Source organism: candidate division WOR-3 bacterium (assembly GCA_016867815.1).
Taxonomy (GTDB): Bacteria; Hydrothermota; Tepidihabitantia; order Tepidihabitantales; family Tepidihabitantaceae; genus UBA2258.
In genome coordinates this window covers 1-23,094 of record VGIR01000051.1, presented here as the reverse complement: position 1 = coordinate 23,094, position 23,094 = coordinate 1, and the positions used below count along the sequence as shown (strand labels likewise).

The 23,094-nt window shown below is 61.4% G+C and carries 20 protein-coding genes; 15 read left to right on the top strand and 5 right to left on the bottom strand.

The features are described 5' to 3' along the window. Positions 1-193: 193 nt before the first annotated feature. The 8 genes from FJY68_08885 to FJY68_08850 all read left to right on the top strand — a co-directional run bounded on the left by FJY68_08885 (position 194) and on the right by FJY68_08850 (position 11,015). On the top strand, positions 194-2,755 hold the full coding sequence (locus FJY68_08885; protein MBM3331947.1) for a hypothetical protein: 2,562 nt from the start codon (positions 194-196) through the stop codon (positions 2,753-2,755). Between the two features lie 69 nt (positions 2,756-2,824). Then, complete coding sequence (locus tag FJY68_08880) at positions 2,825-3,073, top strand: hypothetical protein (protein MBM3331946.1); 249 nt, start codon at positions 2,825-2,827, stop codon at positions 3,071-3,073. Positions 3,074-3,138: 65 nt separating this feature from the next. Further along, the gene (locus FJY68_08875; protein ID MBM3331945.1) at positions 3,139-3,399 is read left to right on the top strand and encodes a hypothetical protein; all 261 of its coding nucleotides are present in this window, start codon (positions 3,139-3,141) and stop codon (positions 3,397-3,399) included. 27 nt (positions 3,400-3,426) lie between these two features. After that, positions 3,427-4,035 (top strand): hypothetical protein, encoded by a 609-nt coding sequence (locus tag FJY68_08870; GenBank protein ID MBM3331944.1) that lies wholly within the window; start codon positions 3,427-3,429, stop codon positions 4,033-4,035. A 127-nt stretch (positions 4,036-4,162) separates the two neighbouring features. Then, positions 4,163-5,287, top strand: a complete 1,125-nt coding sequence (tcmP, locus tag FJY68_08865; protein MBM3331943.1) for a three-Cys-motif partner protein TcmP — start codon at positions 4,163-4,165, stop codon at positions 5,285-5,287. A 3-nt stretch (positions 5,288-5,290) separates the two neighbouring features. Beyond that, the gene (locus FJY68_08860) at positions 5,291-6,052 is read left to right on the top strand and encodes a phage Gp37/Gp68 family protein (protein MBM3331942.1); all 762 of its coding nucleotides are present in this window, start codon (positions 5,291-5,293) and stop codon (positions 6,050-6,052) included. Positions 6,053-6,824: 772 nt separating this feature from the next. After that, positions 6,825-9,449 (top strand): TIGR03960 family B12-binding radical SAM protein, encoded by a 2,625-nt coding sequence (locus FJY68_08855; protein MBM3331941.1) that lies wholly within the window; start codon positions 6,825-6,827, stop codon positions 9,447-9,449. Positions 9,450-9,530: 81 nt separating this feature from the next. Continuing rightward, complete coding sequence (locus tag FJY68_08850; protein MBM3331940.1) at positions 9,531-11,015, top strand: Rne/Rng family ribonuclease; 1,485 nt, start codon at positions 9,531-9,533, stop codon at positions 11,013-11,015. A 139-nt stretch (positions 11,016-11,154) separates the two neighbouring features. Here FJY68_08850 and FJY68_08845 read toward each other — a convergent pair whose 3' ends face one another. The 4 genes from FJY68_08845 to thiL form a co-directional block, all read right to left on the bottom strand. Continuing rightward, positions 11,155-11,406 (bottom strand): DUF167 domain-containing protein, encoded by a 252-nt coding sequence (locus tag FJY68_08845; protein ID MBM3331939.1) that lies wholly within the window; start codon positions 11,404-11,406, stop codon positions 11,155-11,157. Between the two features lie 92 nt (positions 11,407-11,498). Beyond that, positions 11,499-13,961 carry an anaerobic ribonucleoside-triphosphate reductase gene (nrdD, locus tag FJY68_08840; protein ID MBM3331938.1) on the bottom strand — a complete coding sequence of 821 codons (2,463 nt, stop codon included), beginning with the start codon at positions 13,959-13,961 and terminating at the stop codon, positions 11,499-11,501. A gap of 120 nt (positions 13,962-14,081) precedes the next feature. Beyond that, entirely contained in the window at positions 14,082-14,531 is a 450-nt protein-coding gene (nrdR, locus tag FJY68_08835) for a transcriptional repressor NrdR (protein MBM3331937.1), read from the bottom strand. A 218-nt stretch (positions 14,532-14,749) separates the two neighbouring features. After that, the gene (gene thiL, locus FJY68_08830; protein ID MBM3331936.1) at positions 14,750-15,841 is read right to left on the bottom strand and encodes a thiamine-phosphate kinase; all 1,092 of its coding nucleotides are present in this window, start codon (positions 15,839-15,841) and stop codon (positions 14,750-14,752) included. 67 nt (positions 15,842-15,908) lie between these two features. Here thiL and FJY68_08825 point away from each other — a divergent pair, with 67 nt between their 5' ends. The 7 genes from FJY68_08825 (at position 15,909) to FJY68_08795 (ending at position 22,308) form a co-directional block, all read left to right on the top strand. Beyond that, entirely contained in the window at positions 15,909-16,820 is a 912-nt protein-coding gene (locus FJY68_08825) for a hypothetical protein (GenBank protein ID MBM3331935.1), read from the top strand. Between the two features lie 147 nt (positions 16,821-16,967). Further along, positions 16,968-17,264: a nucleotide pyrophosphohydrolase gene (locus tag FJY68_08820; protein ID MBM3331934.1), complete on the top strand. Its 297-nt coding sequence runs from the start codon at positions 16,968-16,970 to the stop codon at positions 17,262-17,264. Between the two features lie 97 nt (positions 17,265-17,361). After that, positions 17,362-18,516, top strand: a complete 1,155-nt coding sequence (locus FJY68_08815; GenBank protein MBM3331933.1) for a hypothetical protein — start codon at positions 17,362-17,364, stop codon at positions 18,514-18,516. A gap of 9 nt (positions 18,517-18,525) precedes the next feature. Continuing rightward, positions 18,526-19,155, top strand: a complete 630-nt coding sequence (locus tag FJY68_08810; GenBank protein ID MBM3331932.1) for a hypothetical protein — start codon at positions 18,526-18,528, stop codon at positions 19,153-19,155. Continuing rightward, positions 19,152-19,994: a hypothetical protein gene (locus FJY68_08805; GenBank protein MBM3331931.1), complete on the top strand. Its 843-nt coding sequence runs from the start codon at positions 19,152-19,154 to the stop codon at positions 19,992-19,994. The genes FJY68_08810 and FJY68_08805 overlap by 4 nt, the downstream gene beginning before the upstream one ends. After that, positions 19,994-20,647, top strand: coding sequence for a hypothetical protein (locus FJY68_08800; GenBank protein ID MBM3331930.1), 654 nt, complete (start codon positions 19,994-19,996; stop codon positions 20,645-20,647). The genes FJY68_08805 and FJY68_08800 overlap by 1 nt, the downstream gene beginning before the upstream one ends. A gap of 2 nt (positions 20,648-20,649) precedes the next feature. Continuing rightward, positions 20,650-22,308, top strand: coding sequence for a capsule assembly Wzi family protein (locus tag FJY68_08795; protein ID MBM3331929.1), 1,659 nt, complete (start codon positions 20,650-20,652; stop codon positions 22,306-22,308). On the opposite strand, the gene FJY68_08790 is transcribed toward FJY68_08795, so the two are convergent. Further along, positions 22,305-22,997 (bottom strand): threonylcarbamoyl-AMP synthase, encoded by a 693-nt coding sequence (locus FJY68_08790; GenBank protein ID MBM3331928.1) that lies wholly within the window; start codon positions 22,995-22,997, stop codon positions 22,305-22,307. The two genes, FJY68_08795 and FJY68_08790, sit on opposite strands and share 4 nt — an antisense overlap. Positions 22,998-23,094 lie beyond the last annotated feature (97 nt).

Here is a 23,094-nt window from a genome sequence, read left to right as displayed (position 1 = left end):
TGCTGAGTGCACTGGAACGGCCCGCGTCACCGAAAGAAATTGACGCAACAGAGAGAGTTGCCTAAAGTGATGTGGGAGCCGCTAGGAATTTCAACTAACCGAGGGACATGCTCCCGATTCGCAGCGGGACAAGAACTCGGTCTTCTACCGAGCTATCCTGCAGAACCTGTTCTTCGCCACGCTCAACACCGAGATGAATGAACGCGCCTGGGCAATCGGAAGAGACGATTTCATGTCACACGGGCTATACCGCTTCCGCGAGTGCTTCAGCAAGCCGGACAGGGCGCTCGGCCTGTTCAAGACCATACCCTTCCTGAATGGCGGGCTGTTTGAGTGTCTCGACAGGGACTTTGGAGCGGAAGTCAGCCCACGTTATCGCCGCGTAGATGGTTTCTCGCGCCGCGCTGACAGCCAGCCAACGGTTCCAGACTTCCTGTTCTTTAGCAGAGACGACATCGTCGATCTGAGCGACGACTACGGAGACGCTAAGTTCAAGAGAACGAATGTGCGAGGCCTGTTCCGCACATTCGAGGACTACAAGTTCACGGTCGCAGAGAACACACCGATTGAAGAGGAGGTGGCTCTGGACCCCGAGCTCTCAGGTCGGGTCTTCGAGAACTTGCTGGCAGCGTACAACCCCGAGACGCAGGCTACAGCTCGCAAGGAGACAGGCTCGTTCTTTACTCCTCGGCCGATTGTGGACTACATGGCGGACGAGGCCTTGATAGCATGCTTGGCAGCAAGACTGTCCGAGGCCGTGCCAAGGGCGAAAGACATCGAAGGACGTCTTCGGCATCTGTTCAGCTACACGACCGAACCACACAAGTTCTCGCCGTCAGAATCTGCTGCCCTCATAGCGGCCATAGATGTCCTAAAGGTGCTTGACCCGGCCGTCGGCTCCGGCGCTTTCCCCATGGGAATCCTCCACAAGCTGGTGCACGTCTTGGGTAAGCTGGACCCTAAGAACGAGGCGTGGAAAGAGAAGCAGGTCGTCAAGGCCTCGGAAATCCCCGACAGCATGTTGCGCGAGAAAGCGATCGCTGACATCGAGCAGGCATTTGAACGCAACGAGTTGGACTATGGCCGCAAGCTCTACCTCATAGAGAACTGCATCTACGGAGTCGACATCCAGCCAATCGCCGTGCAGATCGCCAAGATGCGCTTCTTCATCTCATTGGTGGTAGAACAGAAGCTGGACGAGGCCGCTCCAAACAGAGGCATACGTGCCCTGCCAAACCTGGAGACCAAGTTCGTTGCTGCCAACACACTTATCGGCATAGAGCGTCCTGCCCAACTGCCAATACGGAACTCTGATGTTGTGCGGCTTGAAACGGAACTCGCAGGCGTGAGAAGGCAGCACTTCACGGCGCGCGCACTCAAGACCAAGCGGAAACTGCGCGAGCAAGATGCCAAACTGCGCCGCGAGGTCGCCGAACTGCTCCGGCACGACGGCCTGCCCGACAAGACCGCGCGTATCCTAGCAGGATGGGATCCATACGACCAGAATTCCTCTGCTGGTTTCTTCGATGTCGAGTGGATGTTCGGGCTTTCGCGGGGCTTCGATGTGGCGATTGGCAATCCTCCCTACGTCAGCGCCCTTGAATTCACCAAGACATACGGCCGTGCGATGCGCGATGCGCTGAATTCGCGCTTCACGTCTGCGACCGGTGCGTATGACCTCTATGTGCCCTTCGTAGAGCAAGGACTGCGGCTATGCGCGAGTGACGGCTGGCTGTGCTACATAACCCCGAACAAGTACCTTGCCGCCAAGTACGCCGAGGGGCTTCGTCGGTGGATACTAGACAACGGCTGTCTCCACAAGGTGGCTGATCTTTCCTGCGTCCCGGTGTTTGATGAGACGTCCGTCTATCCGGTCATCTCGCTCATATCGAGGCGCCGGGGGACTTCTGATTCAGTGGAGGTCCTCCTTCCTACGAGCCGGCAATTGCAGGACTTCACGCTGGATGCGTATAGAAAGCTAGAGGTCCCATACGACTGGCTCGATGAGCTTCCCGAGTCCATCTGGGGCTTCCTGCTGTCGCCCAACGTCCAGATGCTCCGCAGTTTCACCAGAAACACGGTAACGCTTGCCGACCTCGGTTCTGTGAATGCTACATCGACGGCCGCTGAGAGCGATGACTATGGAAGTCACCTAACATCCCGGCAAACATCGGACGGCATCAAGGTGGTGAACACAGGGACGATTGAAAGGTACGTGACTCTGTGGGGTAGGACCGAAATGACGCACTCGGGAAGGGGCCTCCTGACTCCGTACCTGCCTCTCAGAAAAGCACACGTAAGTGAGACCAGAACCACGTTGTACAGGAGTCCAAAGCTTCTGTTTGCAAAGATGGCACGCGAGTGTGAAGCGGCCTTGGACGACAAGGGTGAGTACGCGTCCCTCAACACGAACTGCTTTCATGACCCGAAGCCAGGCGTCGATCTCCTCTATGTGGCCGGCCTCTGCAACACGCGGGTCTTCATGTTCGTGTACGATCTTCTCTTCGGGGCATTGCGTATGAGTGGCGGCTACTATCAATTCCAGTCTCCCCAGCTGCGTGTGATGCCCGTGCCGTCCGTCAAGCCTCGCGAGCAGGAGCGCGTTTCCAGTTCGGTGAGGCGGATAATGACCTCCAAACGGAAGAATCTCAACGCCGACACGAGCAAGTTGGAAGACGAGCTCGAGAGCGTGGTGTGCCAACTCTACGGCCTGACCAAGGACGAGATTGCGATTGTAGAGGGCCGAACTAGGTGATGTCCCCTTGGCCGAATCACAGCAAGTCGTAGTCCAATCACAAGGACGGATGAGCGAGAGGAGACTGCTATGACGTTCAAGGATGCCGTCGCGAAGGTTCTGACGACGCATGATGGACCGATGCACACCTGCGACATTTGGGCGGCAATAGTGCGAAATGGACTCTACGAAGGAAAGGGCAAGACTCCCTACAGAACGATGACGTCGCAGTTGATAACCGACATAGCTCGCCGTGGAGAACGGTCGCGTTTTGTGAGGGTCGGCTTCGGGTTGTATGGGCTGCGCAAGCGCGGGCACCGCGCACCGGCACGCAGCTAGCGACGATATGAGATTGCCGAAGGTCGAGCGAAGTGCGGCATACTCGTCGTCGAAAGGAGTGATACATGAGTAGCATCAGGAGAAAGCAGACGTTCGGAAGTATGGCCGTTGCCAGGTTCAGCCCTCCTCTTGGCGAGAACGTCCCCAAAGCCATCAACGTCGGGTTGACGTTCGAGGATGCCCTCAAACTTCACTTGGGGCTGGGGCAGTTGCTGGGTCACCTGAACAGCTACGACCGTTCCACCAAGGCTGGCAAACGGTCGGCGGTCAACGTCTGCGTCTACACGCAGGCGAAGCGCATCACAATCAACGAAGGGCACTTGTAGCTAAGAATAGTCTGAAAGGAGGCCGACGTGAGAAAAGCCGACTTGGCACACAACCATAGAAAGCTGGATGCCGCCATCGAGCGCCATCGAGATTTCATGCGGAAGTGCATCGACGCACAGCGCGTCATAGCGACGGCAGAGGAAAAGAGAATGCTAGCAGAGTCCGTTATCCTCAGGCTGTGCGCACAATGGGAGCAGTTCCTTGATGAACATATTGCTGACAGCATTAACGTGACCCCTGTGCAGCTTGGTGAGTATCTCGGCGCGGCCATTCCGAAGAACCCGAGCCGTGACTTGTGCGTCGCACTCGTGTTCGGGGGCACATACAGAGACTTCAGGTCGTTCGGCGACCTGAAGGGGTTTACCAAGCGCATCCTCCCGGACACCGAGAATCCCTTCCTGCAGGTCACCAATGCACACGCCAGGAAGATCGACGAGGTCTACAAGATACGGAACTACCTGTCGCACTACAGCGCTTACGCGAGACGTTCACTAGCTCGTATGTACAACGACGAGTACCACAACACCCGCTTCCTGGAACCGGGGCAATTCCTGCTCGCATACGACGGCCAGAGGTTGTGGTCCTACTTCGATGCATTCCAGGGCGCCTCAGAGGACATGAAAGCCTGGTACTAACGGGGGAATCCGCGGCTTGACCGCGGACGAGATTGCGATTGTCGAAGGCCGGGCGAAGTGACCTTCCATTCTGACGTCCGAAATCGACAAGGCCATCTCCAAGTGGCCCGGGTCGTGAACACCAGACGTGAGCTGCTCTGATTTCTTCGCGGAGCCTGCAGAGCATTCGAAGGTGAAAGCCCGCATTGTCGCCAAGTACTTCAAGGCTTGGGCGCGCGTCATATCAGCGCGCGGCGGTGCGAGTGCGGAACGGATCGCCTACATGGATCTGTTCTCCGGGCGCGGCGAATACGATGACGGGACTGCTTCGACGCCGCTGCTGGTACTGCGCGCGGCGATCGACAATCCAGACATCGGGACGCGGGTTCGCGTATTCTTCAACGACTCGAACCCCGACTATGTGCAGTCTCTCCGCGAGCACATCGACGCTCTACCTGGTATCAAGAGCCTCAAGTACAAGCCGCAAGTAGCCAACGTGACTGTTGATGAGAGCATAGCCGAGGCGTTTGAGCAGGTGCGCTTGGTTCCCACGCTACTGTTCATTGACCCGTGGGGCTACAAAGGGCTGTCCATTCGGTTGGTAGATGCTGTACTCAAGGACTGGGCGTGTGAGTGCATCCTGTTCTTCAACTACAACCGCATCAATGCGGCTCTGAGTAACGACTGCGTGTCGGCAACGGTTGATTCCCTGTTTGGAGTTGAGAGAGCAGAGAATCTGCGGCTTGCCATCGCGAAAGCCGGCGCCAGTGAACGCGAACATATCATCGAGCACGAACTGGCGTGCGGGCTCACGGCGCAATGGGGTCGGTACGTACTGCATTTCCGGTTCAAGGGCCCCAGCGGAAAACGCACTCTCCATCATCTTGTCTTCGTTTCTAAGCACCAGCAGGGCTATGACATCATGAAGGACATCATGGCCCGAGAGAGTTCGGCTTCTCCGCAGGGCGTACCAACCTACGAACACAACCCTGCGCACCAGTTGTGCGCGCCGCTCTTCCCTGACGGTCCGTCAATCGGAGACCTAGAACAGATGCTCCCTGCCGCCTTTGCCGGCCAGCGGATGACCATGCACGACGTCTATTGGCGTCACAACGTCGGACGGCCTTTCACTCCAGCGAACTACAAGACCGTTCTTGCGAATCTAGAGGCACAGGGTAGGATAACTGCGGTGCCTCCAGCGGACAAGCGACGACGCTCCAAAGGCAAACCGACATTTGCCGACGATGTGATCGTACAATTCCGGGCTAGGTAGCCAGTGGCGCTCAATTCCTCCATCGAGTGGACTGAGGCGACCTGGAACCCGGTGACGGGTTGTTCGCACGTCAGCGCGGGTTGCGCGCACTGCTACGCGGAGCGGATGGCACTACGGCTGCAGGCCGCAGGGATGGCGAAGTACCGGAACGGGTTCAAGGTGACGACCCACGAGAAGGAACTGCTGACGCCGCAGAGTTGGCGCAAGCCGCACGATGTCTTCTTGTGTTCGATGGGCGACCTGTTTCACGAGAAGGTGCCGTTCGGGTTCATTCTGCGTGTCTTCGAGACTATGAAGGCCTGCCCTCAGCATCAGTTCCAGGTTCTAACGAAGCGCAGTCAACGGCTACGCCAGTACGCTCACTTGTTACCTTGGCCAAGCAACGTGTGGATGGGCGTGACAGTTGAAGATTCGCGCGTGCTCTCGCGCATCGATGACCTCCGGGAAGTGAAAGCCGCTGTGCGATTTCTGTCCTGCGAGCCGCTGATCTCGGACTTGGGACACATCGGCTTGGATGGTATTCAGTGGGTCATCGTCGGCGGCGAGTCTGGACCAGGCGCGCGGGCGATGAGTCCGGAATGGGCAAGGTCCATCAGACGCCAGTGCGAGATGGCTGACGTGGCCTTCTACTTCAAGCAATGGGGCGGCACCCGCAAGCACCTGAGTGGCCGCACTCTCGACGGCCGGACTTGGGACGACATGCCGATTGCGGCGGAGCGTCCGGCTACCACGAATCTGCAGCTTCCGTCGCTCGTTCGCGACTAGCCGGCCCTAGAGAATCTCCAGCCCGAACAGCTGACTGCAGACCTGTTTGAGAATGTCCCGGTCGCAGCCGTAGGACGTCCAGCGGGCGATGGCGTCGGAGACTTGGAGGCGCAGGGATTCTCCCGAGTAGCTGTGGCAGAGTCTGTCCACATGCAGGCCGAAACTGGGGCGGGTAGGAATCCCGGATCTGCTGTCTGCCGACCGGCAATTCTACAACGCTGTAGAATGGCGCGGGAGCGGATTTCCGGGCCTATGTGCTTGAGACTTGGGGCGTTAGGCCTGAAGCTGACGAAATGACACCCCCGCCTGGGGGACGGCCCTCCGGACAGAATACAGAACAGAGTAGACAGGAGACAGGAAGACTGTCTCGGAAGTTGTCTCGGGGAGTCCCTGGTCCTTTGTCCGGGGAGGAAAGTGAACGGGAGTTCGAGGACTTGTGTGACGAGCAGCAGGGGACGCAGTTTGCCGGTCTGCAGTCTGGGTTCCTCTGCAGTGAGCTCGGGCGCTTGCGGCCCGGACTGCCGCCGAGACAGGAGTCGGGGTTGCGTGCGGGTCAGTCTCCTGACTTGCCTGCCGGTCAGTTCCCCGGCCGGTCCGGCCCGCCGCACCGCTTTGGACACGCAAGAGAATCCGTCACGGGCGCACGAAGTGACGCGGAGAAGTATGGCAGAAGCGTGTGGTCGGATGGCGCTGGGCCCTAAGTCCTGCCGCTACTCGAACTAGCTTCCTTGACTTCACTTCGTATCAGGCTAACATACTCGCAGACAACTGAATGGATGAAAGAATCCGCGAGGTTCTACCCCTCGTCACCAAGCCGATACGTTACACCGGGGGCGAGTACAACGCCCTGCTGCGTGACCCTGATTCAGCGCGGGTAGGCTGGGTCCTGGCCATGCCCGAAGCCTATGAGCTGGGCATGTCCAACTACGGTCTCCGCATCCTCTATTCGATAATCAACCGGCTGGACAACGCGGTTTGCGAGCGCTGCTACGCACCGTGGCCCGATTTCGGCAAGGCGCTGCAGGAGAGGGGCCTGCCGCTCTATGCGCTGGAGTCGAGGCGGCCGGTGTCCGAGTTCGATCTCCTCGGCCTTTCGCTGCAGAGCGAGCTCTCTTACACCAACGTCCTCTATCTGCTGGACCTCTGCCGTATCCCGCTGCACCGGACCGAGCGTAACGCCTCTCACCCTCTGGTGGTTGCCGGCGGGCCGTGCACGGTGAATCCGCTACCGATGGCCGATTTCATCGATGTCTTCGTGGTCGGCGACGGCGAGGAGGCGGTGCGGGAGATTACGGGCGTGGTGGCGGAGTGGAACCGGCACGACCGGAGAGAGGTGCTTGAGAGGCTGAGCCGGCTGGAAGGGGTGTATGTACCGGGAGTGACTAGGGAACAACCGAAGTCAGAAGGCAGAAGTCAGAGTGCAGAAGGCAGAAGTGCCGGAACCGGATTTGGTACACAGGAGAGTTCAGAATCCAGAGTCCAGAGTCCAGAATCCAGAGTTGCGGAAGGATGGACGGTGCGGAGGAGGGTGGTCGGCGAGCTGAAGGAAGAGGATTTTCCGTTCCCGCCGCTGGTACCGATCTGCGAGATCACCCACGACCGTCTGACCATCGAGATGGCCCGCGGCTGCACCCGGGGCTGCCGTTTCTGCCAGGCCGGGATGATGAACCGGCCGATCCGGCTCCGCTCGCAGGAATCGGTGGTGCGGCTGGCCGAACGCGGCATCCGCGCTTCGGGCTGGGAGGAGGTCTCTCTGCTCTCCCTCTCCGCCCTCGACTATCCTGACCTGCCCGGACTCGTCGGCAAGCTCAACTCCCGCCTGAAGGACCGCCGCGTCTCGATTTCACTCCCTTCGACCCGGGGCGAGGACTTCTCCAGCGAGCTGGCCCTGAGCCTGCAGGAAGTGAAGAAGTCCGGCCTGACGTTTGCGCCGGAGACCGCTTCGGCGAAGCTGCGGGGATTCGTGAACAAGGACATCTCGGAACTGCGCATCCTGGAATCGGTGCGCAACGCACTCGACGCCGGCTGGAACGGGGTGAAGCTCTATTTCATGGTCGGGCTGCCGGGTGAGAGCGATACCGATGTAGACGAAATCGGCAGGTTCGTGACCGAAGTGGGCCGTCTCTGCAAGGGCCGGCCGGTCCGGTTCAATCTGAGCCCGTTCGTGCCCAAGCCCCACACGCCGCTGCAGTGGGCGCCCTTCGCAGACATAGCCGAAACCGGGGCCAGGATCGACCGGGTCCGAAGTGCAATCAACCGCCGGAACGTCAAGGCCAAGTGGGCGAACCCGGAGTGCTCGTACGTGGAGGCCTTGCTGGCGCGCGGGGACGAGAGACTGGGGCCGGTCATCGAGCGGGTCTACCGCGAAGGCGGCGTGTTCCAGGAGTGGACCGAGTTCTTCAGGTTCCAGGTCTGGACCGACAGCTGCAGAGCGCAGGGAATTGACCCGCAGGAGTACCACCGGGAACGCCGCACCGACGAGCGTCTGCCCTGGGATTTCATCAACATGGGTGTGAGCCGTGAGTTCCTGGCCCGGGAGTACGAGAAGGCGAAGGCGGGCGAAATGACACCGGATTGCGCGTCGGGCGCGTGCACGGATTGCGGGGCATGCGAGGGACATGACCGAAACTCTCGTGGAGTTTCGGATCGTGTCCCGAGCCCGGCGGAGAAGACCGAACCGGACTACGGACGGAGGCCGAGACCGCTGCAGAGCTTCCAGGAACTCCGCACGCGCTTCCGCATCAGGTACGCGGTCGAGGAAGCGTACCAGTTCGCCGCCCACCTCGACCGGGTGCGCGCGTTCTACCGCTCGCTGCGAAGGAGCGAATTGCCCATTGCCTACACCAAGGGTTTTGCCCCGAAGCCGATGCTCTCGTTCGGCCCGCCCCTGCCGGTCGGGCTGACCTCAGGCGGTGAATACCTCGACGTGTACACCGCGTACCACTACACCGGCAACATCCTGCGCGACCTGGGCACGTTTCTGCCCAAGGGCCTGCGCATCGTGGCGGCGCAGCCGATTGCCCGGGAACATCCCTCGCTGGGCCGGATCATCAACCTGGCCCGCTATGACGTATCAATGCCCAGGGCGTTCGACGGCGACTTCTCCGCCCTGGCCGAACGCGCCAAAGGCCTGACCGGAGTGAAAGAGATTCTGCCTGGCAAGGGACTGGCACTGCTTTCCGCCGAGGAAAACAGTGCCTGTACCCATTCCGGCCCAGCCGTTTCGGCATCGGGGACCGTTGTCCTCGACCTCGGGATTGAGGCCGGCGTCAAGCTCTTTGACGCCCTGGCCGCGATATTCAAGATAAGTGACACTGAAGCCCGGTGCCTGTTGATACGGCGCCGGGACTGTCTGGTTGCGCAAAATGGCCGCATCCGGACACCAATGGAAGATTGATGGGCGAAAACGGGGACTGTACCGCGCGTCCGCGCGCTCCGAGGGACTGTCCCCGCTTTCGCCAGCACCGATGGAGGATTGATGAAGGTTAAGACAAAGATCGTGCTCACCGGCAATGAATGGGAGACCCGGGTCGCCATCATTGAAGACGACCGGCTGGTCGAGTTCTACATCGAGCGGGCCGAATCCCAGGCCCTGGTCGGACGCATCTACAAGGGCCGGGTCGAGAACGTGGTCAAGGGCCTGAGAGGCGCGTTCGTCAACATCGGGCTGCGCAAGAACGGTTTCCTGCCGCTGGTGGAAATCCCCGAGTTCGACGAGCTCGATGATGAGGAAGGCGGCAAGAACGGGGCCCGGCCTGAGCCCCGCACCATCACCCTGCGCGAAGGCGAGGAGATCCTGGTACAGGTCGTCAAAGACGCGTTCGCCGAAAAGGGCGCGCGCCTGACGTCGTTCGTGTCCGTTCCCGGCCGGAACCTGGTCTATTTCCCCAATGCCCAGCGCGTGGGCATTTCGCGCCGCATCAGCGAACGCCGCGACCGCAATCGGCTGCGCGATGCCGCGCGCCGGTTCAAGTCGCCGCACGCGGGCCTTATCCTCCGCACCGCCGCGGGAGAGGCGACCAACGAGGACCTGGCGGCCGAGTTCCGGGCCCTGGAGGCGACCTGGGAGGAAGTCCGCCGCAAGGCCGAAATCGCCCGATCCCCTTCCCTGCTCTACGAGGAGCCGCAGATCGGGGTGAAACTCGTCCGGGACCTGCTCGGTCCCAACGTCGAGAAGATGACCGTCGACTCCGAGGAACGCTACCGGGAAATCCTCGACTACATGAACCGCATCGCCCCGCACCTGAAGAGGAAGGTCGAGCTCTACAACGGGGAGGTGCCGCTGCTGGAACAGACCGGTGTCGAGGCCGAACTCGAACGCGTGTTCCAGAAACGGATCTGGCTCAAGTCCGGCGGTTTCATCACCATTGACCAGACCGAGGCGATGGTCGCTATCGACGTGAACACCGGACGCTCGGCCAAGGAGGAGGACCCGGAGAAGCTGATCTTCGCCACCAACCTCGAAGCCGCAGCTGAAATCGCGCGGCAGATACGCCTGCGCGACCTCGCCGGCCTGCTCGTGCTGGACTTCATCGACATGGAGGAGGTGAAGAACACCGAGAAGGTGATCGCCGAACTCAAACTCCAGCTCTCCAACGACCGGGCCAAGGCCGACTACTCGAAGATGAGCCGGTTCGGTCTGCTGGAGATGACGCGCGAGCGCACGCGCCCGGGCATGATGTACTCGATGCAGGAAACCTGCCCAACCTGCAAGGGTTCGGGCCGGGTCCGTTCCCGCGCCGAGATTGCGATGAAGATCGAGCGCGCCATCGTCTCAAAGCTGCCCAAGCTGCGCGGCCGCAAGCTGCGGATTGTCGCAGCCCCGGCCCTGACCGACTTCCTCACCACCGACTGGTACGACCGCCTGAGCGAGTTCGCCAAGCGCTACGAATTGGCGATTGACGTGAAGATCGACTACCAGCTCCAGCCGACTGACTTCAAGCTGCTGACCGAAGCGCTGTGATGGCGGTCAGACGAATTCAGAAGTCAGAAACCAGAAGCTAGAAGGCAGAAGTCCGGAAGCGGATTCTGACCACCAAGTCACCAAGGCACAAAGGGCGAAAACGGCGCTTTCGCGCGGGATCGTGTCGTAGACCCGAGGACTAGCCGATGTTTGGCAGCGTCGGGCCGGGCGGGTCCGGGACTTCGAGCAGTTTGGCACGGCTGGCAAGACCGGAACGAATCCTGACCTGTGACTTCGGGATCCTGAGGAACGAAGCCACGGCCTTCACCACCGCCTCGTTGGCCTTGCCTTCCTGAGCCCGGGCGGTTACTGAAACGAGCAGGGAGCCGTCCGGCTCCCTGCTCACTTTCTCTTCGCGCGCGCCCGGTTTGACTCTGATGCGGAGGCGCATCAGGAGGTGGCCTAGTGATCCAGTGGCCTAGTGATCAAGTGCCGGATTTCCGGTTCCTCACTTGACCTCTGGACCACTTTCCGGCTTGACCACTATCCAACCGGTCTGAATCCGTCCTTGTACCGGTCGAGGAGTTCCGCCCGCTTGCCCTGGTTCCAGCTCGAGACCCGCGAGAAGTAGCCGGTCACGCGGGTGATGAAATCAACGTCCGTCTTGCCGCAGTACGGACAGACGTCGTTCAGGCCCCGGCTGGTCCGCTGGCATTTCTTGCAGGACGTGAACTCGGGAGAGAACGCGACCTGGGCGTTGCGCGTATGGTGGAAGGTCTTGAGCACGAAGTTGGCAATCGCCTCTTTGGGCGGCCGCGCGTCTGCCAGCCAGACGTGGGTCAGGGCCCCGGCCTCGATCATGTCGTGGAACTTGCCCTCGCGGTACACGCGGTCGATCGGGTCCAGCTGGTGGCCGACATTGAGGTAGGTCGAGTTCGTGTAGTAGGCCGAACCGTCTTCGATGCTGCCTTTGACGGTCTGCAGGGCGCTGTCCCGGTAGTTGCGGACATCGAGCTTCGCCATCCGGTACGCGGTTGACTCGGCCGGAGTCTGCTCGATCACAAACCGCATCCCGTGCTGCTCGGAGAGTCGCCGGCATTCGAGGTTCAGGAAGGCCATTACCTTCAGGCCGAACCGGAACGCCGCATCGTCTCCGTGCAGCTCGTGACCCACGTGGTACTGCACGAGTTCGTTCAGTCCCAGCACGCCCACGAGATAGGTCACCCGGTGCATGCGCAGGTACTCCTCACCGTCCTGCTTCATGGTCAGCAGCGCGAGCGGCCCGTCGTCCTTGAGCGCGAGCAGTTTCTCGATGAACACCTTCTTCTGCACGTGGGCCTTGACCGCGAGCTCGAGGTCGCGGCGCAGCCGCTCGAACAACTTGGTGTCGTTGTGGTTCGCGACGTAGGCCGCGCGCGGCAGGTTCAGGGTGACGTTCTGCAAGGCGCAGTAGCGCATCTTCCAGGGCGTCAGCGCGTCGCACAGATCCGACTTCTCGAGCTTGAACGACAAGCGGCAGCACTCGCTGATCTTCGCGGTGTTGCCCCGGTCGAAGACGAAGTAGGTATTGCCCTTCTCCGCGGCCACGTCCGCTATGTGCCACAGGAAGTCCTGCCAGCCCGGTGTGGCGAAGAAGCGATCGGTGATGTGCACGAGCGGCTTCGGGAAGAAGAACGGCCTGCCCTTGGCGTCGCCTTCCTTGTACACGTCGAAAATCGCCCAGACGAAGCGCTGCGCCTCCTTCATGTAGCTGCCGTACTTCCGGCCGGTATACTCGCCTCCCGGGCCGATGGCCTCGACGTCCTGGAAATGAGCCGGTACTTCCCAGTACAGGTTAATGTCGGAGAAGATGGCCTGCCCGCCGCGGGCCACGTTCTGCTGGGAGTACTCGAATATCAGCATCTGGGCGAGCTGGTGCAGGTCGTGGTCGTTCATCCCCTCGGTGAACGGAGCGAAGAAGAGGTTGACGGCATCCCAGCCGATGGCGCCCGCGAAGTGGCCCTGCAGGGCAGCCGAGAACTTCACCATGTGCGCGAGCAGCGTCTCCGGGTGCCTGGCCGGGCGCGCCATCGACAGCGCGTTGGGCAGCGACAGGCCGAACTTCTTAACGTACTCGAGCGACTGGCCGGAGCAGTACGGCCGGTTCACGAACCCGAGGTCGTGCAGGTGGATATCGCCGCAGGTGTGCGCGTCGGCCACGTCCTGGTCGAAGACCATCGAGAGCGCGAACTGCTTGAGCGTCCACTCGGCGATGGTCATATTCGTCGCTTCGGGGTTGTGCGGCACGTTGGCGTTCTCGCGATTCTTGAACAGCATCATCCGCTCCACGTCGTATGCCGGCACACCGAGACGGGCGTGGCGTTTGTAGTGCTCAACCAGGCCACGCTCGATCAGTTTCGAGTTCACCAACTCCCGGATCAGCGACGACGTTACCTCTTTCACTCCGGAATTGACCACGATGCCTTCGACCTCGAGCGCGATTTTGTCGGCCTCGGCCGCATCCAGGTTCGTCTCGCGCACCAGCGCCCGGGCAATCCGGTTCCGGTCCCACCCGGCAATCGTTGCGTCGGTTGTCTGTACGAACAAGGCGAGGTCCGTCGCTTCCTTCTTGCCGGAGAGCAGCTTCTTGATACCGTCGCGATTGGTGCCGCGGCGCTGCCGGGCGCGCTTCTCGCGGTAGAGAATGAAGGCCTTGGCGGTACGCGCGTGACCGTTCTCTATCAGCGTCTTCTCGACCGCATCCTGCACCTCTTCCACCTTGGGCACGTGCTCACCGCGCAGCTCGCGCAAGTGTCGGCAGACCTTGTGCGCAAGCTCCTCGGCCAAACCCCGGTCCTCGCCGCCGACCGAACGGGCGGCCAGGAAGATGGCGCTCCTGATCTTGCTCAGGTCGAAGTCGACCTTCTCGCCCGTCCGCTTCTCAACGTGGCGGAAGTACTCTATCGCCGGCAGAGCCGGCTCAATTGCATCCTGCGCCTGCCCCGACTTCACTTCCAGTTCTGGCACTCTTCCTCCTCTAGGTTCTACTGCGGCTCTTCAGCATTGCACTCAAGCGCGCGATCCCGCCGGCGGGAGGATAGAACGCCTCTTCAACCCATCTCTCAACCGATACCGCGCGTCCGTGCTTCACTTCCTAAGGTTCTTCAGTTCCTCGACGAAATGCTCCGGGCTGTCGAACTGGCGGTAGACCGAGGCGAAGCGCACATAGGCAACCGGGTCGAGCTCAGCCAGACGCTCCAGCACCAGATCTCCGAGCTCCTGGGAAGGGACCTCGAGGCGATAGTCCTCCCCCAGTTTTGTCTCGACTGCATCCACCAGCTTGTCCATCTCATCGCGGCCGATGGGCCTTTTGCGGCAGGCCAGAACGACGCCGGCCAGCAGCTTCCCTCGATCGAACGGCTCCCTGCTTCCGTTGCGCTTGACGACCATTAATGGCGTCTTCTCGACGTACTCGTAGGTCGTGAACCGGTTGCTGCACTTCAGGCACTCGCGCCTTCTCCTGACCGCAGACCCCTCTCGTGTAGGCCGCGAATCCAGCACCCGGTCATCATCGGCTCCGCAGAGTGGACACTTCATATGGTATTCTCACAGCATCTTAGCATACAATAGCTGGTAGTCAATACTCTCTAATACCATCCCTGCAATCACATAAATGATTGCTAATAAGTCACTTACGAACTGCGGACCTGTCTAGCCAGCTTTCCGCCTCTGACACCGATCCGCATTTGCCCTTCGTTAGGACCGCGTCAAGACCACGGCATGGCGGGAGTATCCACCATGTTATCCACACCTTATCAACAGGTTTTCCCGGTGTGATCAACACTCAGGTGATCGTACCCGGTGGCCGTTACAGGCAGGATTCCACCGTCGCGCCTTATCCACAATCCCTGCCCCCTATCGACGCTGCCGATCTCCGTAATCTTGACGCCACTTTCTGTGCTGGGCATGGGACGGCGGCCGCTGAAAAGCAGTTCGTAGTCCTCCCCAGCCCCCAGTACAAAATCCAGAGGGTCCCATGCTCGCTCGGCGCAGTACCTCTTCACGGCGGGAAGAACCGGCAGGGCGTCCGCATCCAACACAATGCGCACCTTGCTCGTGTCGCTCAAGTGCCGCGCGTCGGTGGCAAGCCCATCCGACGTGTCAATCAACCCGTGAAGGCGCGACTTCAACGCTCTGGCCACTGTCAGTCGGGGCAGCGGACAGAGGTGCCGATTGACCAAGGGTAGACGCCAGTCACCCTTGGCCGCTCGCCATCTGCCATCCGCCATCCGCCTTCCGCCTTCGGGATTCTGGCTTCTGGTTTCTGGCTTCTGACATCTGAGTTCGTCCGCCAGGACTAACCTCCCCGCCTCCGCGCTTCCCACGTGACCCGTTACGTAAAGGCGATCTCCCGGCCTGGCACCCGATCGCAGCCTGGGCGCGCGTGTCCTCCCGGTCACAGTCAGAGCCAGCAACAACTGGTCTGCAACGATTGTGTCGCCCCCGGCCACCTCGCATCCCAGCTTCGCACAGACGCTCTCGATGCCGGAGTACAGCTGGATAACCTGTTCCTTCACGCTCAAGACCCGGGACTGTCGCAGCGCGCGAGACGCGTGACTGCGCGCGCGTCGCGGCAGAGAGAGAGAAACAAACACCGCCTCGGGTTCCGCCGCCATGGCCACCACGTCCGAGATCGCCCCGCACGCGCATCTCTCGCCGACCTGGCGCAAGGTCATGTACGAAAGGTCGAAGTGTACGCCTTCGGCGTACGCGTCCGTCGTGATCACGGTCCCGTCCCTCAACACGGCCGCGTCGTCGCCGATCCCGAGCCTGACTCTGCCACGGCTCTTCACCGTCCGCTGAATCACGCGAACCAGTTCGTCTTCGGAGAACATGTGATGGGACACTTCTAGCCTGCTTCAGCTTACGCCGCGGATACCCCAAGTCAACCACTCCTGCGGTCCATGAACTCGGCTGGACTCCACGTCGACTCCCGAGCCTGCTGCGCTTGACAGCTCGGCCTTCGGACTGTTACTCTTGCATCGTTCCTTGAGGCAAGAGCATTCGTCCTTGAGACGCTTCCCGGATTCCGCATGTCTCGTTGCCGCCTTCGCGGCCGGGCTCTGCAGCATCGCGGCTACCCGTTCCGAATCCGACACCATCCGCGACAACTTGCACCTGCGATACGGCGTTGCCGGTCCCAGGTGTCGCGTGCTCGATAAACGCCACTTCATCATCAACTATGAAGATCGATGGCGAATCGCGTATTGGTCTGCGTACCTCCTGACTCCCGGGCTGCTCGAGGGCACCGCACCACGCCGGAACCGCTTCCGGCCGGATCCCGAGGTCCCGGAGGGTACTCGCTCCACGCTAGACGACTACAAAGGTAGTATCTTCGACCGAGGGCACCTCGCTCCGGCTGCGGATTTCACGCGCAGCCGAGAAGCGATGAGTACGACCTTCCTGCTGTCAAACATCAGCCCGCAGTATCCGAACACGAACCAGGGAATCTGGCGGGACCTCGAGAACCAGATACGCAGCCTGGCCCGCGGCATGGACTCCACCTGGGTGGTCACCGGCAACCTGTTCATGAGCCGGGACAGCCAACCTGCGGACCCGCGACTTTGGATCACGCGCCGCGGGCGGAATCGCGTGGCCGTCCCCACCCACCTGTTCGACGCCATCCTGGCGAAGGACGCCGCGGGTCGCTGGTGCGCGTACGCGTTCCTGGTTCCGAACCAGTCGGCCAGGAATCCCAACCCCACCGTGGCCTACCGAGTATCGGTGGATCGCCTGGAGGAGTTGACCGGATTCGACTTCTTCGTGCGTCTCGACCGCGCGACGCAGGAACGCATCGAATCCGAAATCCCGGCTTGGCCCTGGTAGGAACGGGACAAGGTTGGACTGAGCAACCGCGGCCTCAATCTGTCGCAACCCGCCGCGATCTCGGGCTGCGGCGCCGGTCGCCGCCGCGGTCGGGACGGTAGCCGGTTGCGTCCTTGACTCCACCCCCTTTTTGACGATACTCACGCATTGACAATCACCGAGTTCCAGCGGCGCATTCGTGACATATACTTCGACAAAGATAGCCGGCGTGGGAGGGACGGCACGTTTCGCTGGCTGGTCGAAGAAACCGGCGAACTCGCACGAGCCCTGCGCAAGGGTGACCGACTCAATCTTGAGGAGGAGTTCGCCGACGTCTTCGCGTGGCTTGCCAGCCTGGCCACCCTCGAAGGCATAGATATCGAGGCTGCCTGTGCTAAGTACGCGAAGGGCTGTCCCAAGTGCCACATGACGCCGTGTGGATGTCCCGAACCAGCCCGAGAATGAACTGCCAGGATACCATGGCCTTCGGGTTCGGGATTCCTCGTCCAGTTCGTACTCTGACAGTCGTCCTTTGTTACTCGATCAAGGAGGCATTCAGTCTATGATAGCACTTCTCATCCTGCTGCTGGCAGCGGGCCAGGTCGCGCCTCTCGATTCAGGCGTCCCGGCCTTGGCCCCGCCGCCGGCACCGCCAGGCGCTGTCCGGGCGTTCGACACGCCCAACGACGCCGGCAAGTCGATCAACGTCAGGTGGTCGGCAGCTGACAAACTGGCCGAGACCTGGCTGGTTGAGCGAACCGAACCGGACAGCGTCAAGGTCATCGCATCCAACAAGCCCGGTGAGATGAGCTACCTGGACGAGGATGTTCGGGACGGCATACCCTATGCGTACCGCGTCGCCGCAGTCACCGCTGCGGACACGGTCTGGTCTGAGCCGTCACCCGCGGTCACGAGCTCGCCTCAGTTCTTCAACCTGAGCCGGATCAACATCCTCATCGCGATGGCCATCTTCTTCGTGCTGGTCATCTACTACATCGAAACGGCCAAGAAGGGGAAGAACCTCTTCGTGCGGCGCATCGCCGGGCTCGATGCGGTCGAAGAAGCGGTCGGACGCGCCACCGAGATGGGAAAACCCATCGTCTACGTACCCGGGCTCGGTTCGGTTGCTGACATCGCCACCATCGCCTCGCTCAACATCCTGGGTGAGGTGGCGAAGAAAACGGCGCAGTACGACTCGGCCCTGCTCGTGCCCAACCGGGACCCGATTGTCTACACGGTAGCGCGGGAGATAGTCAAGGAGTCGTACACCAAGGCGGGCCGGCCCGACGCGTTCAAACCGGACAGCGTCTTCTTCGTCACTTCCGAGCAGTTCGCCTTTGCCGCGGCCGTGGACGGGCTGATGGTACGCGAGAAACCGGCGACCAACTTCTTCCTCGGGATGTTCTGGGCCGAGTCCCTGGTTCTGGCCGAGACCGGCGCCCAGACCGGTGCCATCCAGATTGCCGGCACCGACTCGGTCTTCCAGCTCCCGTTCTTCATTACCGCCTGCGACTACACGCTCATCGGCGAGGAACTCTACGCCGCCTCTGCCTATTTGTCACGCGAGCCGCTGCTGCTGGGCTCGCTTAAAGGCCAGGACTACGGCAAGATGGTGATTCTCCTGACCCTCGTCATCGGCTCGGCCCTGCTGCTTCTGAGTAGGCTGCCGGCCCTGGGCTTCTTCAGCCACGTCCTCGGCTTCTTCAGTACCCGCTAGGAGGAAGAGATGAAACGAACCATCCCGCTCGCCATCGTCCTGATTATGGGCATCACGATGATGGTCCAGTTCTTCGTGCCCCATCCGGTTTCCGTCGGCTTCTACGACCTGACCACCAAATGGATCCGCATCGTCGGTGCCTTCGCTCTGGTGCTGGGCACGGGCAGCTTCATCATGTTCCATTCCGACAAGGTGCGGCGCCGCCGGCAGGGCTGGTACTACTCGATAGTCTCGCTGATCGCCCTGGTCGTGACGGCAGTCATCGGGCTCGGCTGGGGAATCCGGCCCGGCTCGATTCTCCAGAACGTTATCTACGCCAGCGTCCTGGTCCCTCTCAATGCCACGATGTTCGCCATCCTCGCGTTCTACATGGCCTCGGCGGCGTACCGCGCCTTCCGCGCCCGGACCAGGGAAGCCGCCCTGCTGCTCGTCGCTGCCTTCGTCGTGATGCTCGGGATGGTTCCGGTCGGGGCCGCCATCTGGGGCAAGCTTCCCGAACTCGCGGAGTGGGTGCTGTCGGTACCGAATATGGCAGCCAAGCGGGCAATCATCTTCGGCGTCGCCCTCGGTGGCATCGCCACCTCGCTCAAGGTCATCCTCGGCATTGAGCGCGGCTGGCTGGGCGGAGGGAAGCAATGAAGTTCTTCGAATACCTCCTCAAGATCGATCGCCGCATCATCTACATCGTGATGGGCGTCCTGGTAATCATCCCGCTTGTCAAACCGCTCGGGCTCGGCGTCAGCTCCGGGCCGCGAGCCAAAACGCTCTTTGACGCGGTAGATTCCATCCCGGCGGGCAAGACTCTTCTCCTCTCGGTGGACTTCGACCCGAGCTCCATGCCCGAGCTCTACCCGATGCTGGCCGCGCTCATGCGTCATGCCTTTGCCAAAGACGTCAAGGTATTGCTCTGTGGACTCTGGGTCACCGGTGCCGGGCTCGCCGACAAGGCGGTCACCGAGATACCGCCCGAGTACGGCAAGAAGTACGGCGACGATGTCGTCTATCTCGGCTGGAAGGCGGGCATCGACGCAGTCATCCTTGGGATGGGAGAGAACATCAGGAACGTCTTCCCTACCGACTACTACGGGCACCCGCTCGAATCGCTGGCGATGATGCAGAGCGTGCAGCGCCTGCGCGACATCCCGATGGCGGTGGCGATCTCCGCCGGCACTCCCGGGTACACCGACTGGCTGAACTTCGCCCAGTCGCGGTACGGACTCAAACTCGGCGCCGGGGTGACTGCGGTATCGGCTGCCGATGCCTACCCCTACCTCCAGACCGGACAGCTCACCGGCCTGCTCGCGGGGATGAAAGGCGGGGCCGAGTACGAAGTGCTGATCCAGAAGAACGAGTATTCCAAGGCCTACATGCCGGCAGTGGCGGCGATGGACTCGCAGTCGCTCGCCCACGTAGTGATTCTGCTGCTGGTTATCATAGGCAACGTCGCCTACTTCGCGACGCGAAAGCGGGGTGCCTGATGCACGTCTCGACTGACATCCTCACCTGGACTGCGGTCATACTGACTCTCGGTATCTTCTCCTTCCTCTGGAAGGACAATCCCTTCTACAAGTTCTGCGAGCACCTCTTCGTCGGGGTATCGCTCGGCTACTTCATCTCTCTCACCTGGTACAACGCCGTCTACCCCGACCTGTTCCGGCCACTCTTTGTCCAGCCCCTGTCCGAGGTCTCGCTCGGCAACAAGCTCCTGCTCATCATCCCGCTCCTCCTCGGCCTCTGCTACTTCTGCCGCTTCATACCGCGCGTATCCTGGCTGGTCCGCTTCCCCATGGCCTTCGTTCTCGGCTGGGGCGCCGGCGTCACGATCCCGGCCGTATTCCAGACCAGCATCATCAAACAGATGCAGGGCACGTTCCTCACTCCGGGCATCTTCGCTCGCTGGGACGTCTTCCTCTGGGCGATTGTCTCCTTCGTGGGAGTTATCTGCTCCGTCTTCTACTTCTTCTTCTCGCGCGAGCACAAGGGAGCGCTCAAGCTCGCCTCCGAAACCGGCATCGTCTTCCTGATGGTCGGCTTCGGCGCCTCGTTTGGCTACACGGTAATGGCCCGCATGTCGCTCCTCATCGGGCGCTTCCAGTTCCTCCTGCGGGACTGGCTGGGAATGATTCGCTAGCGGTGGTTCGTTCCGGACTCCTGCTGCTCGCGGTCGTGGCCCTTGCCTCGGCCGCTGGCCAGAAGGAGGAGCCCCCACCCCAGGTGACAGTCGTTCCCGGTGGCTTCCCCATCCCCGAGGGCGTCCCGGCGTCACTGGAGAACCTGCCCACCGACTCGCGGCTATACGACGACCTCGACCTGCTCAAGACCTCGGGTCTCATCTCTTCCATGCCTGCCACAAGCAAACCATGGACTCGGGCGGAGTGCATGCGGCTTCTGTTGGAGGCCCGCAGCGCGAACCCGAGCCTGCGCGGCCCGGCGCAGCTCGCGGCGCTCAGACGCCTCGAATACGAGTTTGGCTCGGAGCTAGCGGCAACACCTGCCCGCCGGCCCCTGATTCGTGTCCCGGTTCCTGACCTCGAAGACGCTGAAGCGCGCTGCGACTTCTTTTCCCGCATCGGCGCAACTGTGGATACGCAGCACCTGTCTCTGGGTGCCGTTATCACCAACCGGCCGGACGATGACTTTGTCTTCTACGAGCGATTCGAGCTAACCGAGTGGAACCCGAAGATTGACGTGAACTTGCTCCCGCCCGACTCATCCGGGTCGCACATTCCGGGCACGCGAGTTCTGCCCAATCCCTTCCTGGGCGCCCTTGAGACCGAACTCGCCTATCTCGCGTTCAGGATCCCCTGGCTGCGCCTCGAGCTGGGTCGAGACGAGTTTGTGTGGGGCTCCGGCTATACCGGCTCCGTGATGCTCGACGACACGGCGCCGGCGCTTGACCATGTCCAGCTCTGTGCCAGCTACCGCAACTTCAAGTTCCTCACCTTCACTTCTCTGCTCTCCCGCTGGGGCGCCAGACCGCGCTGGCTTGCGGCCCAACGCATCGAGGCTTCGCTGTGGAACCGACTCACTCTGGGCGGTGCGTTCATGAGTGTGACCTCGTGGGACGAGCTTCAGCCGCGGCAGTTCGGAGGTCTCGTTAACCCGCTCATCCCCATTCTCCTCACCACTGCGAACTCGAGCATGACTGACAACTCCCTGCTCGGCGGCGACGTTGTCTTCTATCTTCCCCGCACGAAGTTCTACGCCCAGCTCTTTCTCGACAACTTCGAGTTCAACACTCTGAAGAACGCGCCGAATGCGGTGGGCCTGCAGGGAGGCGTCTACTGGGCACCAAACCTGCCGCTGGAGGCAAGACTCGAGTATACCCGCGTTACTGCGTTCACCTACTATCATCGGGTTCACTACATCATGTACGAGAACTACCTCACAACGATGGGCCATCCGCTGGGCCCGGACGCGGACCAGCTCTTCGCCACCGTGAGTGTCATTCCCAATAGCTGGCTGAAGGTCAACATCGGTGCCGACTATGTCCGCCGCGGCTACCATAACCGCGGCGACTACCTCCGCAAGAGCTACCGGGATACGTTGGACTGGTGGTACCTGCGCCAGCACACCGAATTCCCGACCCGGGGCTGGGATACGCTCACAGGCGCCCTGACTGAGGAAGTCGACAAGACGGTGAGGCTCGCGCCGGGTGTGGAGATCCGGCCTCTTCGCGACCTATTCGTCTCACTGTCCGTCGGCTTCTGGAGCAGCGCGAACCACCAGGGAGAATTGGGCGTCGACCGGAACGGTGTTGACCTGGCGCTGAAAGTCGAGTATCGCTACTAGACCGTAGACCCCGAACCGACAAGAACCTGGCCGACGACCCGCTCGAGTTCCTGAACCCCAACCGCCCCGACCCGAAGAACGCGCGGCGGCCTCTGGGTCACGTCCAGAACGGTTGACGGCACGTGCTTTCCGCACAGGCCGGCATCCAGCGCCACGTCCACCTGTCCGAGCAGGGCCGGGTTGACCGCTCCGAAACGACTCGTGGCAGGTTCGCCGTGCAGGTTCGCGCTGGTGCCGGCGATGGGCGCACCGAGTTCCTCGAGCAAGTCGCGCGTGGCCGGATGCGCCACCATCCTGATACCGACGGTCTGCCCGCCGCCGGTCACAACTGGCGGGACATTCTCGGAGCAACGGAGTACCAGGGACAGCGGCCCGGGCCAGAACTGACCCAGCAGTGGCTGCACCCATGGCGGAACTTCAGTCACGTACTCAAGCATCTGCAGGGGCGAAGCGCAATGCGCCATCAGCGGCTGCGATAGATCCCGCTTCTTCAGCGCAAACACGCGACTGACGGCCTCGGGACACCTGATGTCCGCCCCGATCCCATACACGGTCTCCGTCGGAAACACGGCGACGCCGCCGTCCCGCAGTATACGCGCTGCCCTGGTGATTGACTCAGCCGGATACGAAGGCGGCTGTACGCTCAGTACGAGCGACATAGAGTCAGGAGTTTGGGAATCTGCGTCCATCGGCGTTCATCGGCGGTTTCTCTGCTGGTCTTCCGGTCTCGGCGAGGTCGTATCTGTCAGGACGGCAGGCCGGGCTCGATTGCAGCGATGCGGAACG